We start from the raw sequence: 16,710 nt of genomic DNA, 5'->3' as shown, positions 1-16,710 counted from the left end.
CGCTCTTACGTCTGGCGTCATCGCCGGGAATTGGATAAGGCATATGAACCATGACGCGAAGCAACGCCATTGTCACAGGGGCCGCCCTGATTTGTCTCACGCTGGGCGCGGCGGGTTGTTCCACCGCGTTCGCCGATTTCAATGACGGCGCGCCGGAATCAAAGACCTATCCGCGCTTTGGCGATCTGCCGGCGGAGCCCGAGGGCGTGCCGAGCGATCGGGAATGGAACCAGCGCGTCGACGCCATGATCGCCACGCGAGAGCAGCTCGACTCAAACGCCGAGGCAGCCGCCAGCGGCCCGCCCCCGGACGCCGAAAGCGCGGCCGAAGAGGCCCGGCAAAAAGCGAATCCCGGCCAGCGCCGGCGCTGACCTTCATCTTGCCTTGCGGCGCAAATCCGCCCAAGACAATGGCCTTGAATTCAATTGATCACATTGCGGAGGCAACGCAGCGATGAGCGAGCGTGTGCGACTGAACCCATCCCTCGCCAATGGCGTACTGGAGGCCGCCGAGCGCGGCGCCATCGCCGCTTCGAGACTGACCGGCGGCGGCGACAAGATGGCCGCCGACCAGGCGGCGGTGGACGCCATCCGCACCGCGTTGAACGAAATACCCATGCGCGGCCGCATCGTGATCGGCGAAGGCGAACGCGACGAAGCGCCGATGCTCTATATTGGCGAGGAAGTGGGCACGGGAGAGGGGCCGGAGACCGATATCGCCCTTGACCCTCTGGAAGGCACCACGCTGTGCGCCAAGGCCTGGCCCAGCGCGCTTTCGGTGATCTCCATCGCCCCGCGCGGCGGACTGCTGCACGCGCCCGACACCTATATGAACAAGATTGCGGTCGGCCCGGGCTATCCCGATGGCGTTGTCGATCTGGACGCGGATTCCGCCACGAACGTAAAGGCGCTGGCCAAGGCCAAGGGCGTCGATCCCGCCCAGATCACGGTCTGCGTGCTGGACCGCGACCGCCATGACGAGGTGATCGCCGGCATCCGCAGCGTGGGCGCAAAAGTTTTCCTGATCCCGGACGGCGATATTGCGGGCATCATCAACACGACGAATCCGGAAATCGGCATCGACATGTATATCGGCCGCGGCGCCGCGCCCGAGGGGGTGCTGGCGGCCTCCGCCTTGCGGTGCGTCGGCGGACAGATGAAGGGGCGCCTGTATTTCCGCAATGATGACGAGCGCGAACGCGCCACGCGACTGGGCGTCACCGATTTCGACAAAATCTATGACCTGACGGAACTGGCCTCTGACGACGTGATCTTCGTCGCGTCGGGCGTCACGCGGGGCGAGATGCTGGACGGCGTGCGCTGGCGCGGCGGCGATGTGGAAACCGAATCGCTGGTCATGGATTCCGCGCGGGGAACGGTGCGCCGGGTCAGGACGCGGCGCGCCGCGACGGCGTGACCGCCGAGGCCGCATCTGAGACCGGCGGCGCCTTTCTGGGCGTCGAGCGCTCCATAAGCGGAAAATCATGGCGGCTGCGCGAGGCTGACGAGGCCCATGCGCTGGCCATCGCCCGCGCGCTGGACGCGCCGGAAGCGTTGGGGCGAATCCTCTCGGCCCGCGGCGTGACCCCCGACATTGCGCAAGGCTTTCTCAAGCCGACGCTGAAGGGAGAGTTTCCCGATCCGTCGAGCTTTGCCGATATGGATCGGGGCGCGGCCCGCATCGCCGACGAGATCGAAAAAGGCGGGCCGATTGGCATCTTTGCCGACTACGACGTCGACGGGGCCAGCTCGGCCGCGCAGCTGATCCGCTATCTCCGGCCGCTGGGCATCGAAACGCCGATTTACGTGCCCGACCGTGCGAAGGAAGGTTACGGTCCCACGGGCGAATCCTTGCTCTCCCTGAAGGCAAAAGGGTGCGGCGCGGTCATCACGGTCGATTGCGGCGCAGCGGCCTATGAGGCGCTGGAGGCCGCCGCAGAAGGCGGTCTGGACGTTGTGGTTCTGGACCATCACCTGATGCAGGGCGAGCCGCCACGCGCGGCCGCCATGATCAATCCGAACCGGGTTGATTGCGCCTCGGGGCAGGGGCATCTGGCCGCCGCCGGCGTCACTTTCATTTTCCTGGCCGCGCTGGCGCGTGAGTTGCGGCGCCGCGATTATTTCAAAGGCCGGGACGAGCCGGACATTCTTTCCTTTCTCGATCTCGCGGCGCTGGGCACGGTTTGCGACATTGTTCCTCTGACCGGGGTGAACCGCGCCATCGTGGCGCAGGGCGCGCGCGTGATGAGCGCGCAGGGCAATGCCGGGCTGAAAGCCCTGGCCGAAAGCGCCGGCGCCTCGCCGCCCTTTGCCGAATACCACGCCGGATTCATTTTTGGCCCGCGAATCAATGCCGGAGGGCGCATCGGCGATTCGAGCCTTGGCGCGCGCCTCCTCTCGACGGACGACGCCGAAGAAGCCCGGCAGATCGCCGGAGAGCTGGAACGCCTCAACGCTGACCGCAAAGCCATTGAGACCGCCGTGGTCGACGAAGCCAGCCTGGCCGCGGACCGCTCTGTCGTATCCGACACCGAACCGGCCGTGATTGTCGCGTCTGGCGAGGGGTGGCCGCCGGGGGTGGTTGGCCTGGCCGCATCCCGCCTCGTGGAGCGCTATGGCCGTCCGGCGGTGGTTGTCGGTATTGAGGAGGGCGGTCTGGGCCGCGGCTCGGGCAGGTCGATCAAGGGCGTCAATCTGGGCGGCGCGATTTCCGATCTTCGCAAACAGGGCCTGCTGGAATCAGGCGGCGGGCACGCCATGGCCGCGGGGGTTTCGATTCGCAAAGAGAATATTCCGGCCTTCGAATCGGCGCTGTCCGAGCGGTTGGCGGACGAGGTCGCCGCCGCCACGGCGACCGCCAGCCTGCGTCTGGACGCCCTGATCAGTCCATCCGCTGCGAATCTGGCGCTGGTGGAAATGGTGCAGGCCGCCGGGCCTTTCGGTCCGGGTAATCCACAGCCGGTCTTTGCATTTTCGAACCTGCGCGTGGCCTATGCCGAGCGGGTCGGCGGCGCGCATGTGCGCGCGGCTTTTGAGGATTCATCAGGGTTGCGGCTGAATGCCATCGCATTCCGCGTGGCCGATACGCCGGTGGGCGAGGCGCTGCTGAACGCCGGCGACCGCCGGGTCAATCTGGCCGCGCGCCTGAAACTGGACGAGTGGAACGGCCGCCGCCGCGTCGACGCGCATGTGGTTGATCTCGCCTGGCGCTGAAAAATGTCTGCGCAGATGCGATGACCGGCTTGCGTCCCTCATCAGGGCGCTCTATATCGGCGCGCTCATTGCGGGCCCTTCGTCTAGTGGTTAGGACGCCAGGTTTTCAACCTGGAAACAGGGGTTCAATTCCCCTAGGGCCTGCCAATTCTCTCTCCCCACATATGGTCGATTTCCGCCGTTGCACCCTAAAGGGAACGCGTGGCGGCCAACCTCGTTAGAGGCTCGTTAGCTAGACTGATCGGGAGTTGGCTGAACGTGCTGTCGTGGTTCAACGAAAACAGCAATGTGCTCACCATGTTCGCGAACGTGGCGATGGTGGTGATCTGGATCGGCTATTTCCAGCTCTTCTTTTTCAATTACCGTCGACAGAACCGGTCCAGCCTCTTCATCACGCGCGCACAAGGCTCCGGCGCGGAGGCGACAATACTTGTAACGAATATGAGCGCGGCCCGGTTCTACGTGACAAATGTCCTGGTTGCCTCGCCGGAAAAGGCTGACTGGACGGAGATAACCGAACGGCCCGCGAACGAGGAATGTGATTCTCTGCAGGGCCCTCTGGGGCCAGGGGACACCATCTCTCTGGGGTCTCTGGTTTCCCTAACTGGCAGGGTGAAGTCCGGTGACGGAGAGAAGGATGCAACCGTTCTGGTGATCGGTCATCACGGCACTCAGGAAAAACCGGTGGGCGCGCGCCGGACCTTTTTCGTTTTCGAAGAGGACGGCGAACTTCGTTCAAGCAGCCGTTCCGCGAAAATCGAACAATTGCGGAGCGGCGCAGACAGCAAGTGGCTCACTCGGCTTAGAGAAGAATTCGCCTTGAAATGACCGTCACAGCAGGTTTGAAGCGTTGCAGCTTCAAACGCTTGCCGCTAGCGTCCCGCCCATGCGCACTTTGATCTTCTCCCTCGCCGCCGCCGCGCTTTTCAGCGCCTCCGCCATCGCTCAGGACGAGGCGGCCGCGCCGCCGGCCCAGCTCCCGCCCGATGCGGAAGAGGCGGTCGTCGAATATGGCGGACCGGAGCCGCTGACCGTTCGTTCCGGCGACAGCGGCGTCGAGTTTTCCGTGGAGATCGCCGACGAGCCGCGTTCCCGCTCCCGCGGCATGATGTACCGCGATGCGGTGGGCGAGAATGAGGGGATGCTGTTCCTCTACGGATCGCCCCGCGTGGTTTCCATCTGGATGAAGAACACGCAGATCCCGCTGGATGTCATCTATATCAAGTCCGACGGCGTCATCGCCAAGATCGTGCGCCAGGCCGTTCCGTTCTCCCTGCAGAGCCTGTCATCCGAAACGCCGGTTCAGGGCATTCTGGAAATCGGCGGCGGCCAGGCCGAGGCGCTGGGCATCCAGACCGGCGATGTCGTGGAGCACGCCGCCTTCGGAACGGCGCAACAGCCAGCCCCGGCCAATGACAATGACGTTCCGGCGGATGACGCCGATAGCGAAGAGCCCGCGACCGACGCCGCGCAATAGTGGCCCGCATGCTTGCTTTCATAAGTCATTGCTTCATAGAAACCGCGTAAGACGCTTCGTCATACGACGGCGGGGAGTGGCGCAGCCTGGTAGCGCATCTGCTTTGGGAGCAGAGGGTCGCTGGTTCGAATCCAGTCTCCCCGACCATGTTTGAGACAGACTTGCAGGATTTACGGCATGTACGCGAAAATCTACCGCCCCGCGAAAACCGCCATGCAGTCCGGCCGCGCCGGCACGAAGGAATGGGTTCTGGAATTTGAGCCGGAAACCGCGCCGCGCTCCATCGACCCGCTGATGGGCTGGACGCGCCTTTCCGACATGCGTGAGGAAGTCCGCATGGAATTCAACACGCGTGAGGCGGCCGTCGAATTCGCCAAGCGGAACAAGATCCCCCACAGGGTTGTCGAACCACGCGAGCCGCGCCGCGTCATCAAATCCTACGGCTCCAATTTCGCCTCAGGCCGGAAGAGACCCTGGACCCATTAGGCGGTCCATTCCGGCCCCGTAGCTCAACTGGATAGAGCGCCGGCCTTCTAAGCCGATGGTTGCAGGTTCAAGTCCTGCCGGGGTCGCCAGTTTCCAGGATCAATCGCCGCCAAATTGATCAATCGCCTGCAGCATGGCGGTGACCTGCGCGCGTTCTTCTTCGGTCAATTCCGGACGCCAGATTTCGAACAACAGGATGACCCGCGTTTCGGCGCTGTCGTTCCAGGCCTCGTGCTCGATGGAATCGTCGAAGATCATCAGCTGACCTTCCTTCCATTCGCGCGTCTCGTTGCCGACGCGGAAACCGCACCCGTCCGGCACGATCAGCGGCAGGTGACAGATCAGCCGCGTATTGACCAGGCCGTTATGCGCTGGAATGCGCGAGCGCGGAGCCAGCTTTGAAAACAGGATGGAGGGCAGGCGGCCCTTCACATCGGTGACGGGCGCGGCGTCCAGCGCCTTTTCGGTTTCCGGGCAGCGGTCAGCGTTTTCATTCTGCCGCGCGCCGTCCTTCCAGAGATAGAAGGCGCTCCAATCCGTATTGCCGCGCATGCCGTGCGTGTCGTGCTGGGGCAGGTCGTCCCGGCCCTCGACATAGGGATTGAAGGCGGCTTCATCGCCCATCACGCCCTGCAATTCGCCGCGGATGGCGTCCGTGGCGGCCTCGACCGTTTCGCGCCACTCAAATTGCGCCGGATCATAAAACTGCACCTGGGGCAGTTCGGGGAAATAATAGCGGCGCGGTTGCTGGAAATAGCGCTGCTTCGCGCCGGTCATGATCTCCAGCGATTGCGCGAAGCGCGATTGCGGTTTCAGGGGCGCGCCGGAAAGCGTCTCCACGCGTTCGCGCAGGAAGGCGCCGAACTCGGCCGTGTGCTTGTCTATGGCGTCTTCCATGCGCGCCACGTCCTGCTGGACGTCAGGGGGCAGTTGCGGCGCTTGCTCGGCGATGCGCAGGGCGGTCATGTAAAAAGTAGCGGCGCGCCGCTTGTCGCCTTCGCCCGCGATCATGTCGCCTTTCAGGATCAGCGCCCGCAGATTCCGGGGCTCCAGCTCCAGCGCCTTGTCCAGCGCGGCCGCCATGCGGTCAGCTTCGCCGAGATCGCGGTGAGCGCAGGCCAGCCCGTACCAGATCGAGCTGTCGGCCTGCCCCATATCGATTACCCGCTGCAGGAAATCCCGCGCCTGTTCCGGCGCGCCGTTGCGGAGCGCCTGAACCGCGGCCTGGGCGAGGGTGCGCTTGTCTGTCACCGGGGCGTTCATCATGTGTCCTTTGCGGCCGCGAGGGCCTGTTCCAGATCGGCAATCAGGTCGCCGGCGTTTTCCAGCCCGATCGACAGGCGGATCAGCTGGCCATCCCCGTCCCAGGGGGTTACGGCGCGGCGAATTTGCGGATTGCAGACGATAGCCAGGCTCTCGAACCCGCCCCAGGAAAAACCAAGCCCGAACAGGTTCAGCGCGTTCAGAAAACGATTGGCGGTATCCCGTCCGCCCGCCAGCTCGAAGGCGAACAGGCCGCTGGCCCCGTTGAAGTCGCGTTTCCAGATTTCGTGGTCCCGGTTGCCCGCCAGCCCCGGATGGATGACGCGCGTTACGCCGGGCTGTCTCTGCAGAAATTCCGCGGCGGCGAGACCGCTGGCTTCGTGCTGCCGCATCCGGGCGGGAAGGGTTCTCAGCCCGCGCAGCGCCAGATAACAGGAATCGGAGTCCGCCGTGACGCCATAGCGGCGCAGGGTGTTGCCGATCCGCGCGCCCAGGTCCGCCTCCATGGTCAGGATCGCGCCCAACAGGACATCCGAATGACCGGATGGGTATTTGGTAGCGGCCTGAATCGCCACGTCGCAGCCCAGCGCGAACGCGTCGTACAGCAGGCCCGCGCTCCAGGTGTCGTCGATCAGCGTTGCGACGCCGCGCGCCTTTGCAGCGGCGCAGATAGCGGGAACATCTTGCACGTCCAGCGTCAGGGAGCCGGGGGATTCCAGATAGATCAGCGCGGTGTTGTCCCGGATCAATTCGGCGATGCCGTCTGAAATGCGCGGGTCATAGAACTCCACCTCCACGCCCTGCCGCGACAACTCCTCCAGCGCAAAGCTGCGCGTCGGCCCATAGGCGCTATCGGTCATCAGGACGTGATCGCCCGTTTTGCAAAGCGCCTGTATGGAGAGCGTGCAGGCGGACAGGCCCGAAGGCGTCAGACCGCACCAGGACGCCCCCTCATAAAGCGCGCAGAGCGCGTCACAGAGCGCGTCCTGACTGCCCAGCCCGAAGCGCCCATAGACTTTCCGGTCGCCGTCATAGAGGTCTTCCGCGCGTTCTATCAGCACGGTCGAGGCGCGCTCCACGGGCGGGTTGGGCAATTTCACCGCCGCGCGCGGTTTCCGTCCCGCGCCGATCAGGTCGGTTTCAGGCTTGCGGGCCATCTATTCCGCGCTCATCCAGGGCGGGACCGGAAGGCCCTTTTCCTTCAGGAAAGCTGGGTTGTAGAGCTTGGACTGATAGCGTTGCCCGTAATCGCAGAGGATGGTCACGATGCGGTGGCCGGGCCCCAGCTCCCGCGCCAGCGCCATCGCCCCGGCGATATTCACGCCGGAGGAGCCGCCCAGACACAGACCTTCCTCCTCAACCAGATTGAAGAGGATTTTCAGAGCCTCCGAATCCTCGATGCGGTAGGCGTGATCGACCTCGATCCCTTCAAGATTGGCGGTAATGCGGGCCTGGCCGATTCCTTCCGTGATGGAAGTCCCCTCCGATTTCAGTTCGCCGTGCTTGTAATAGTTATAGAGCGACGCCCCGCCCGGATCGGCGATGCCAATGCGGATTTGCCGGTTGTGGGATTTCATCGCCATGGAGACGCCGGCCAGCGTGCCGCCGGACCCCACCGCGCAGATAAAACCGTCCAGCTTGCCCAGAAGCTCCTTGTAGATTTCCGGTCCCGTTGTGGTGCGGTGCGCCTCGCGATTGGCGACATTGTCGAACTGGTTGGCCCAGATGGCGCCGTTGGGCTCGCTCTCGTTCAGCTCCGCGGCCAGCCGGCCGGAATAGCGGGCATAGTGGTTCGGGTTGGAGTAGGGGACGGCGTCCACCTCGATCAGTTCCGCGCCCAGCAGGCGGATGGCGTCCTTCTTCTCCTGGCTCTGGGTCCTGGGGAAAACGATCACCACGCGATAGCCCAGCGCGTTTCCGACCATCGCCAGCCCGATCCCGGTATTGCCCGCGGTGCCCTCGACAATCGTCCCGCCGGGCTTGAGCAACCCTTTCGCCTCCGCATCCCGGATGATGCCCAGCGCGGCGCGATCCTTGATCGACTGGCCGGGATTGAGGAACTCGCACTTGCCCAGGATCTCACACCCCGTCTCTTCGGAGGCGCGCTTGAGGCGCAATAGCGGGGTGTCGCCGATCAGGTCGATAACGGACGGATTTACGGTCATTTGTGCGGATTACTCTCTGCAGAAAGGGGCGGAACCATAGTGACGTTAGGAACGCTCTAGCAGCGGTGCAAGACGCGCCTTGTCTCGCCTGGCGCCCGGGCTAGTTCAAAACGCAACGCGGTTACGACCCGGAGGCTGAGATATATGCGTATGGAAATGCTGTTGTCGGCGATTCTTCTTTCCCTTGTGGCTTGCGGCCAGGGACCTGCGAATGATCAGCCCGAAGGCGAGAATGGCGAGCCGAGCGCCGCCAATCAGCCGGCGGAGGAAACCGCGGACCAGACCACTGAAAACGGCGAAACGGCGGACCTGTTCGCGCCTTACGGTGAAGTGCTGGATTACACGGTCCTGCGGAAGGGGAAGCCGTTCGGCCATCACACGCTGACCTTCTCCGAAGAGGGCGGCGACAAGATCGTGAAAGTCGATGCGCATCTGGAAGTGAATGTCGGCCCGTTCACGCCCTTCAAATACGATCATCAGGTGACGGAACGCTGGCGCGATGGCCAGTTGCAATCGCTGGAAAGCACGACGCTGAAGGATGGCGAGAATCTGGAGCTTTCGGTCACGCGTGAAGGCGACAAGCTGATGATTGACGGCGCCGCCTATCAGGGCGAGGCGCCGGGCGATCTTATCCCCTCGACCTACTGGAACAAGGCGCTGGTCGAACAGGACCAGATGCTGAACACCGAAACCGGCGAGATCATGGATATTACCGTGACCGAGGAAGGCGCGGGAAGCGTGGAAGCCGCAGGGGCCAGCGTCGAGGCGCAGGAATACCTGCTGTCCAGCGAGCTGGACCTCTACATGTTCTATGAGGGCGAGAAGTGGGTGAAGCTGAAATTCACCGCCCGCGACCAGCCGATCGAGTACGTGCTCGAAGAAGGCTAGCCGGCCATTCCCGCGCTGCGCGTCATACTGGGAGACCAGCTTTCCCACGATGTTGCAGCGCTGGACGGGGCGGCGGACGATGATCTGGTCGTCATGGCGGAGGTGCGCGACGAAGCCACCTATGTCCGCCACCACCAAAAGAAGATCGCCTTCATATTTTCCGCCATGCGCCACTTCGCCGCCGAGCTGCGTGAGAAGGGGCGGCAGGTTCGCTACTTCCACATCGAGGATGATGAAGACGGTCCCCACACCCTGCGCGCCGCGGCCCGCAAGGCTTTGGAGGAGGGCCGCTTCGACGAGATCGTCATAACCGAGCCGGGCGAGTGGCGTCTGGCCGAGGACTTACGCCGCTGGGAGGGCGATCTGGGCGTTCCCGTGCGCGTCGTGGCCGATGACCGGTTCATCTGCGATCACGAGACATTCGAGGAATGGGCGGAGGGGCGAGACGGCCTGCTGATGGAATCCTTCTACCGCATGATGCGGCGGAAGACCGGTCTGCTGATGAACGGGGACGAGCCCGAGGGCGGCCGCTGGAACTACGACAAGGAAAACCGGAAGCCCGCGCCCGGAGGCTATGAGCCGCCCAAACGGATCGACTTTCAGCCCAACGACATCACCAGCCGCGTCCTGACCACCGTCGCGGAGCGTTATGGCGACCATTTCGGGGCGCTTCAGCCGTTCCACATGGCCGTCATCCGCGCCGAGGCCCTGCGCGCCCTGAACGCCTTTATAGAGCGCGCGCTGCCGGAATTCGGCGACTATCAGGACGCGATGCTGGGCGGCGAGGCCTATCTCAACCACTCCCTTTTGTCGGCCTATATCAATGCGGGCCTGCTGGGCCCCGTGGAGGTCTGCGAGAAGGCCGAGGCCGCCTATCGCGCCGGCGAGGCGCCCTTGAACGCTGTCGAGGGTTTCATCCGCCAGATCATCGGCTGGCGGGAATATATTCGCGGCGTCTATTGGCTCAAAGGACCGGATTACGCCAAGACCAACCACCTGAACGCATCCGGCAAGCTGCCGGACTTCTACTGGGATCCGGACAAGACCGATATGGCCTGTGTGTCGGAAGCGGTGCGCCACACCCGGGATCACGCCTATTCACACCATATTCAGCGCCTGATGATCACCGGGAATTTCGCCCTGCTGGCAGGCGTGGAGCCGGCCGAGGTCAATGAGTGGTACCTGATCGTCTATTCCGATGCTTTTGAATGGGTACAATTGCCGAACACGCACGGCATGGCCCTGTTCGCCGATGGCGGCGTGGTGGCCACCAAGCCCTATGCCGCGGGCGGAAACTACATCAACAAGATGAGCGACTACTGCAAAGGGTGCGCATATAGCGTGAAAGACAAAACCGGGGAAAAGGCATGTCCATTCAATTATTTATACTGGGATTTTCTGGACCGGAATGAAGACAGGCTGAAGGGCCTGCGTCGCCTCAATATGCCGTACAATACGCTTGGCAAATTCAGCGCCGAGCGCCGAAACGAAATCCGCGAAGACGCCGACCGCTTCCTGAAATCTATCGGCGTTCGCTAAGCGCGGATCAGCGAGAACTGGCCGACATTGATGCGCTCGGTTCGGAACCCGGCCTCGCAATAGGCGAGATAATAATTCCAGAGCCGCCGGAAGCGTTCGTCGAAATCCAGGTCATGGGCGATTTCGTCCCAGACCCGCTCAAACCGGATCCGCCATTCGGCGAGCGTGTCGGCATAGTCGTGGCCAAATTCCAGCGTGTTATCCAGAAACAGCTCGGCCTTTGAAAATTCATCCTTCAGCTTCTCCACGCTCGGCAGCATGCCGCCGGGGAAAATATATTTCTGGATGAAATCGACGCTCTTCTGGTAGCCGTCGAAAATCTCGTCCTTGATGGTAATGATCTGAAGGCCGGCCCGGCCGCCGGGCTTCAGGACCTCGGCGATCTTGCCGAAATAGGAATTCCAGTATTCCTGACCCACGGCTTCGAACATTTCGATGGACGCGACGGCGTCGAAACGGCCCTGAACGTCGCGGTAATCGGTATATTCGATATTCACCTTGTCGTTCAGCTGGCAGCGCTGCATGCGTTCCTGCGCGAAGGCCAGCTGTTCTTTGGAAATCGTGATGCCCGTGACCTTTGCCCCGCGTTCCTTGGCCGCGTATTCGGCAAAGCCGCCCCAGCCGCAGCCAATTTCCAGAACGTGGTCGCCTTCTTTCAGCGCGATGCTGTCGGCCAGCGCGCGGTATTTGTTACGCTGCGCCGCTTCCAGATCCTGGCCTTCGTGCTCGTAAAGAGCTGAGGAATAAGTCATCGAAGGGTCCAGCCAGCGCGAATAGAACGCGTTGCCCAGATCGTAATGCGCGTGGATGTTTTTCTCCGCCTGACGCTTGCTGTTGGAGCGCGCCATGTGCTGCAGGCGCGTCAGCATGTTGAACAGCCAGTTGGTGTTCAGGCCCGCTTCCCATTTCTCGAAATTGGCCGAGAACATCTGCAGCAGGCGCGGCAGGTCGCGCGTGGTCCAGTCACCGTCGATATAGCCTTCAGCAAAGCCCAGCGCGCCGCCCGTCAGAACCTTGCGCAGGCAGCGCCAGTCATGAATTTCCATCTCCGCCGCCACGCCTTCCTGCGGCGCGTCGAAATGCAGACGCTGGCCGGAGGGCAGGGTCATGGTCAGTTCGCCATAAGCCAGGCGCAGACACAGCTCCAGCGCGCGGCGCGCGAAGAAAGGGGTTTCGTCGAGACTGTGAATTGTCTCGCGGGTGGCGGGGATCACGGAAGCATAAGTCATGCTTGCAACCTTAGTCGTCGAATTCAGGAATTAGAAGATCAGCCGCGCGGGTTTGCGAGGGTCGGCTTTGAAGGCGGCTCTGGGGGTGAGTGATAGCGTGCGCCCTTCAGTTTCAGCTTCAGGGCCTGCCAGTGAATGGCGGTGATGACGCCGATCGTCATGAAGGGCGTTCTGGCGAACCGGCTCAGCAACAGCGAATCCGTGACCGGCTGGTGCCGCAGCGACATGGTGGCGGTCAGGCTGTGGCCGGTTTCCAGCGTTTTGCGAATGGCCAGCGTGAAACGGTCATCCGGCCCCTTGAGGTCAAAGTCGTAATCGCCCGCCACCGGAAAGAAGGGGGAGACATGGAAGACCTTTTCCGTCCGGTGATGTTGAGGACCTTCCCGCAGCGCCGGCGCAACATAGGAATGGGCATGGCCGAATGTGTTGTGCACCTCGTAAATCAGCCCGCGCAATTCCCCGGACGGGCCGCGGCCAAACCACACTGACAGGGGATTGAAGGCATAGTTCAGGACGCGCGGGAAACACAGCAGGCTCAAAGAGCCGCCATCCAGACTCACGCCCGCATCGGCAAAGGTTTTTCGGGCCCAGATACACGGATCTGACCCGTCGCGAGCGCCGTGATCGGTATCGTGCAGACTGAAAAGATTGAGGCTGTTGTGGCTGAAGAAGCGCAGGGCGGACGCCGTCTCGTCCAGCCGGTCCATGTCCAGCAGAAACGGGAAAATGCGGTAGGAGAACGCGTGCCGGAACGGTGTCAGGCGTTCGTGATCCGTGCGGCCCGGATAGAAGGATATGCCGGCCGCCGGAGTCACTGCGCGGCGATGCGCGCCGCATCGGCGTCCTGAGCGGCGGCCGGGATCGGACCGCCATCAAGCGCGCTGCCGGTAAAGTCCCAGGGCACGGATCCGCCCAGACGCAGCGCTGCCCGCAGGCCCGAAGTCAGGCCGTCTTCATGGAAACCATAGCCCAGCCATGCGCCGGCAAACCAGGTATTGCGGACGCCCTGGACCTGGTTGAACCGCCGCCGCGCGGCGATGGAGGCGCTGGACATTCCCGGATGGTCGAACTCGAACTCCGCGAAGGTCAAGGCCGGATCAGGGTCGCGCGTGGGATTCAACGTTACGAACACCGGCTTGTCGGGATCGATATGCTGAAGCTGGTTCATGTCATAGGTGACATAGGCGGCGTCGGAATCATGCTCCCGCCGGGAATTCCATGATGCGAGGGCCAGATCGCGGTCGGGCGCCAGTGACGGATCCCGGTGCAGGACGACGCGGTTCTTGCGGAAGGGGATGGCGTTCAGAAAGTCCAGCTCGTTCTGATCGGCGTCCGCCAACAGCGCGCGGGCCTGATCGGCGTGGCAGGCCAGTATGACGTCATCAAAATTCCTGGCCGGCCCGTCCGTGAAGTTGATCGTCACGCCGCAGGGCGTGCGGCGCACGCTTTTGACGCCGGCATTGGTGACAATGCGGCCCTCCAGCGCCCGGGCGATACGGTTTACATAATTGCGCGAACCGCCGGCCACGGTCCGCCACTCCGGCCGTTCAAAATCGGTCAGGCCGTGGGCGGCGAAAAATTCCAGAAAAGCCTCGGCTTCCTGTTCCTTCATCTCATCGGCGCTGGCCGACCAGATGGCGCCCGCCATGGGCAGCAGGAACCGGTCCTGAAAGGCTTTTCCGTATCCGCGCTGGTCCAGGTAATCGCACAGACGGATGCCCCGGGCGCGTCCCCTGGCCAGGTCGCGCTTGGCGGTCAGGCAGAACCGGACCATGTCGGCGATCATGCCCAGATGGGAGGGACGGAACATGTTGCGTTTCTGCGCGGCGAACCCCAGCAGATTGGAGCACCATTCGATGCCCCCGGCTTCCGAATAGCCGAAGCTCATCTTGGTGGGCTGCGTTTCGACATCCAGATGGTCGAACAGGGCCGTCAAATTGGGGTATTGGCGCGGGGTAAAAACGATGAAGCCGACATCCACCGGGATCGTCTTGCCGTCATAGTCGATATTTACCGTACAGCTGTGTCCGCCCAGCCGGTCGCGCTTTTCAAACAGCGTGACATCAGCGGTGTCCCGCAGCGCCCATGCCGCGCCCAGCCCGGCGACGCCGGAACCGATCACGGCAATTTTCTTTTTGGCGCGCGGCTGGCGGCGCGCGGGAAAATCTACAATCGTCATTATGGGGCCAATTGATTAAATTGATTTGCCCACTTCTTACGTGCGGCGTAGCCAATCGGATTGGCGGCGCGCAGCGCCTGACGCTTTAAACCTGCGCGCGGAGAGGCCATATCCGCGCCTGTCACAGTATTTGCGGAGCCTTTTCCATGTCCCAGCCCAATTCCGTTATCCGGATCGACCGTCCCGGCGGTGGAGCCATTGAATTCGGCAATGACCGGAAACTGGCCTTTCTGGCCGGTCCCTGTGCGCTGGAATCCCGGGATCATGCGCTGATGTGCGCGGACCGGCTGGCGCAGATCGCGGACCGTCTGGACGTGGGGCTGGTCTACAAGACCTCTTTCGACAAGGCGAACCGCACCAGCGTGAACAGCCCGCGCGGCGTCGGGCTGGAAGATGCGTTGCCGATTTTCGAGGATATCCGGAAGGAATCCGGCCTGCCGGTTGTGACCGACGTTCATCTGCCCGATCAGTGTGCGATGGCCGCCCAGGCGGTCGACATGCTGCAAATCCCGGCCTTTCTCTGCCGTCAGACAGATCTTCTGCTCGCGGCCGCCCAGACCGGGAAGCCGGTCAATGTGAAGAAGGGCCAGTTTCTGGCCCCGTGGGACATGAAGAATGTCATCGCCAAGGTTGTGGAGGGCGGCAATCCGAACGTCATGGCGTGCGAGCGCGGGGCGAGCTTTGGCTATAATACGCTGGTCTCGGACATGCGTTCCCTGCCGCAGCTTGCAGAAATTGGCTGTCCGGTGGTTTTCGACGCCACCCATTCGGTGCAGCAGCCGGGCGGGCAGGGCGCAACCTCCGGCGGCGACCGGCGCTTCGTGCCGGTTCTGGCGCGCGCGGCGGTGTCCGTCGGCGTGGCCGCGGTGTTCATGGAGACCCATCCCGATCCGGACAACGCGCCGTCCGACGGCCCGAACATGGTCCCGATGGACCAATTCGAGGGCCTGGTTTCCCGTCTTCTGGAATTCGACGCGTTGTCGAAGGCGGCCTAGTCCGGCACTTTCTTGATCGGGCTGCGCTGAAGGTCGACGGTTTCCTCGATCGGGTCAGCCATGCGCAGGTCCTCCGCCAGCACGGGCAAGAAGGCCTGAACCCGCTGCCGCGCATTGGCGCGGATATCCCCGTAAAACAGATTGAAGGGCGCCGGCTTATATCGGCCGCCAAGGCTCAAGGGGCGGCGATACTCGCTCTGATCCGGGCGCTCGACCAACAGCACGCCATCTTCGCATTGCGCGCTGGTAACGCCCGGCGTCAGGGAAGGCGAGGCTGTGGGCTCCATGCCCTCGGCCGCCGCCGCGCCCTGATTGAGACGGGCCGGGGCGAAGTCTTCTTTCGTGCTCCAGAGCAGCGGATTGACGCAGAGCAGGGGGCGGTCCTCGACCGTTGTCATGTCGCCATTGCCTGTCCAGATCATCGGCCGGACCGTCAGATGGCGGATCGTGCGCAGATCATCGGGCCGCGCGGAGGACCACGCCGCCACGCAGCGATATTCGCCCGGCGCATCACAGACATCGAACATTGAAAGCTGCCGGTCGAACAGATCGAGCGGCAGCGGCGAGTCGATGATATAGGCCGCCGCCATGCGTTCGCGGAGATCGGGATCGGGACCGATTTCATCCTGCAACAGGCGCACGGCGTGAAGCCCGCCCTGTTCAACGCCGGCGATCACAATGGCCGAATCGTCGCCCGCTTCCTCCAGGAATTGCGCGAAGGCGCGCTGCACGTCGCCATAGGCAAGCTGACGGGCGCGGCGGGCGTCGTCGCGATTGGTCAGGAAGCTGTAGAGCGAGGCCTGACGATAGCGCGGGGCGTAGATTTCACCGGCGCCGCTGAACGGGGCGGCGTGGTTGGGCAGCATGACCTGCTCCAGCCGTTCTTTCGCCTTGGGCTTGTCGGTCGCCGCATTCCACTGATTGCCGCCCCAATAGGTCGTAGGATGTATGAAGAAGACATAGGCCGGCTCGCCGCCCTCGCGGGAGGCCGGGCGCAACGCCCAGTTCGCCGCGTCGGCGTAATCGGGCTGCGGCGGCGGCTCATAGGTCTGGAAGGGCTGGCCCGGGTCCTTCATGGCGCGGAAAATATTGTCCCGCAGTCCGATCGCGGCCGCGACCAGCAGACAGAGAAAGACCGCCGCGGCGATCAGCATGACGAGGCGCCAGCGGCGCTTGAGGAAGGAACCGGGGTGCATGGGCGCGGATTATCCGTGTGGATCGTGGCGCATCAAGGGCGGGGACGCAGGCTTTTCCGCGGGCCATGCGCGGACTAAGTG

16 protein-coding genes and 3 tRNA genes are annotated in these 16,710 nt (G+C 63.2%); 12 read left to right on the top strand and 7 right to left on the bottom strand.

What is annotated here, in order from left to right:
* The first annotated feature begins 50 nt into the window (after nt 1–50).
* The 9 genes from L338_RS08830 to L338_RS08790 all read left to right on the top strand — a co-directional run bounded on the left by L338_RS08830 (nt 51) and on the right by L338_RS08790 (nt 5,264).
* Nucleotides 51–371: a 3-hydroxybutyrate dehydrogenase gene (locus L338_RS08830; protein WP_022698013.1), complete on the top strand. Its 321-nt coding sequence runs from the start codon at nt 51–53 to the stop codon at nt 369–371.
* Nucleotides 372–453: 82 nt separating this feature from the next.
* Nucleotides 454–1,416, top strand: a complete 963-nt coding sequence (glpX, locus tag L338_RS08825; protein WP_022698012.1) for a class II fructose-bisphosphatase — start codon at nt 454–456, stop codon at nt 1,414–1,416.
* Complete coding sequence (gene recJ, locus L338_RS08820) at nt 1,413–3,212, top strand: single-stranded-DNA-specific exonuclease RecJ (RefSeq protein ID WP_022698011.1); 1,800 nt, start codon at nt 1,413–1,415, stop codon at nt 3,210–3,212. The genes glpX and recJ overlap by 4 nt, the downstream gene beginning before the upstream one ends.
* Before the next feature lie 72 nt (nt 3,213–3,284).
* Nucleotides 3,285–3,359: transfer RNA gene (locus L338_RS08815), tRNA-Glu, on the top strand.
* A gap of 54 nt (nt 3,360–3,413) precedes the next feature.
* Nucleotides 3,414–4,040: a hypothetical protein gene (locus L338_RS08810; RefSeq protein ID WP_152485861.1), complete on the top strand. Its 627-nt coding sequence runs from the start codon at nt 3,414–3,416 to the stop codon at nt 4,038–4,040.
* Between the two features lie 58 nt (nt 4,041–4,098).
* Nucleotides 4,099–4,689: a DUF192 domain-containing protein gene (locus tag L338_RS08805; RefSeq protein WP_022698009.1), complete on the top strand. Its 591-nt coding sequence runs from the start codon at nt 4,099–4,101 to the stop codon at nt 4,687–4,689.
* A 70-nt stretch (nt 4,690–4,759) separates the two neighbouring features.
* Nucleotides 4,760–4,836, top strand: a tRNA-Pro gene (locus L338_RS08800).
* Nucleotides 4,837–4,866: 30 nt separating this feature from the next.
* A complete protein-coding gene (locus L338_RS08795) occupies nt 4,867–5,175 on the top strand; it encodes an ETC complex I subunit (protein ID WP_022698008.1) in 309 nt (102 codons plus the stop codon).
* A 12-nt stretch (nt 5,176–5,187) separates the two neighbouring features.
* Nucleotides 5,188–5,264, top strand: a tRNA-Arg gene (locus L338_RS08790).
* A gap of 10 nt (nt 5,265–5,274) precedes the next feature.
* Here L338_RS08790 and L338_RS08785 read toward each other — a convergent pair.
* From L338_RS08785 to L338_RS08775, 3 genes are read right to left on the bottom strand one after another with little or no spacing between them, the layout of a single operon-like run.
* Nucleotides 5,275–6,441 (bottom strand): aspartyl/asparaginyl beta-hydroxylase domain-containing protein, encoded by a 1,167-nt coding sequence (locus L338_RS08785; protein WP_081639548.1) that lies wholly within the window; start codon nt 6,439–6,441, stop codon nt 5,275–5,277.
* Nucleotides 6,438–7,595, bottom strand: a complete 1,158-nt coding sequence (metC, locus tag L338_RS08780) for a cystathionine beta-lyase (protein WP_022698006.1) — start codon at nt 7,593–7,595, stop codon at nt 6,438–6,440. The genes L338_RS08785 and metC overlap by 4 nt, the downstream gene beginning before the upstream one ends.
* Nucleotides 7,596–8,603, bottom strand: a complete 1,008-nt coding sequence (locus tag L338_RS08775) for a cysteine synthase A (protein WP_022698005.1) — start codon at nt 8,601–8,603, stop codon at nt 7,596–7,598.
* Between the two features lie 144 nt (nt 8,604–8,747).
* Here L338_RS08775 and L338_RS08770 point away from each other — a divergent pair, with 144 nt between their 5' ends.
* On the top strand, nt 8,748–9,491 hold the full coding sequence (locus tag L338_RS08770; RefSeq protein WP_152485860.1) for a DUF6134 family protein: 744 nt from the start codon (nt 8,748–8,750) through the stop codon (nt 9,489–9,491).
* Between the two features lie 6 nt (nt 9,492–9,497).
* Nucleotides 9,498–11,030, top strand: a complete 1,533-nt coding sequence (locus tag L338_RS08765) for a cryptochrome/photolyase family protein (RefSeq protein WP_027068402.1) — start codon at nt 9,498–9,500, stop codon at nt 11,028–11,030.
* Here the strand turns inward: L338_RS08765 and L338_RS08760 are convergent.
* From L338_RS08760 to L338_RS08750, 3 genes are read right to left on the bottom strand one after another with little or no spacing between them, the layout of a single operon-like run.
* A complete protein-coding gene (locus L338_RS08760; RefSeq protein ID WP_022698002.1) occupies nt 11,027–12,259 on the bottom strand; it encodes an SAM-dependent methyltransferase in 1,233 nt (410 codons plus the stop codon). The genes L338_RS08765 and L338_RS08760 overlap by 4 nt on opposite strands.
* Nucleotides 12,260–12,297: 38 nt before the next feature.
* Nucleotides 12,298–13,074: a DUF1365 domain-containing protein gene (locus L338_RS08755; RefSeq protein ID WP_022698001.1), complete on the bottom strand. Its 777-nt coding sequence runs from the start codon at nt 13,072–13,074 to the stop codon at nt 12,298–12,300.
* A complete protein-coding gene (locus L338_RS08750; RefSeq protein WP_241762248.1) occupies nt 13,071–14,381 on the bottom strand; it encodes an NAD(P)/FAD-dependent oxidoreductase in 1,311 nt (436 codons plus the stop codon). Before L338_RS08750 ends, L338_RS08755 begins: the two co-directional genes overlap by 4 nt.
* A 203-nt stretch (nt 14,382–14,584) precedes the next feature.
* On the opposite strand from L338_RS08750, the gene kdsA reads away from it, so the two are divergent.
* Nucleotides 14,585–15,433: a 3-deoxy-8-phosphooctulonate synthase gene (gene kdsA, locus L338_RS08745; RefSeq protein WP_022697999.1), complete on the top strand. Its 849-nt coding sequence runs from the start codon at nt 14,585–14,587 to the stop codon at nt 15,431–15,433.
* Here kdsA and L338_RS08740 read toward each other — a convergent pair.
* Nucleotides 15,430–16,629, bottom strand: a complete 1,200-nt coding sequence (locus tag L338_RS08740) for a DUF3089 domain-containing protein (protein WP_022697998.1) — start codon at nt 16,627–16,629, stop codon at nt 15,430–15,432. The genes kdsA and L338_RS08740 overlap by 4 nt on opposite strands.
* Nucleotides 16,630–16,710: the final 81 nt, after the last annotated feature.

This window comes from Euryhalocaulis caribicus, from assembly GCF_000412185.1.
Classification (GTDB): Bacteria; Pseudomonadota; Alphaproteobacteria; order Caulobacterales; family Maricaulaceae; genus Euryhalocaulis; species Euryhalocaulis caribicus.
Note: the sequence above shows the minus strand (reverse complement) of the source record. Positions and strands in the feature narration are given on the sequence as shown.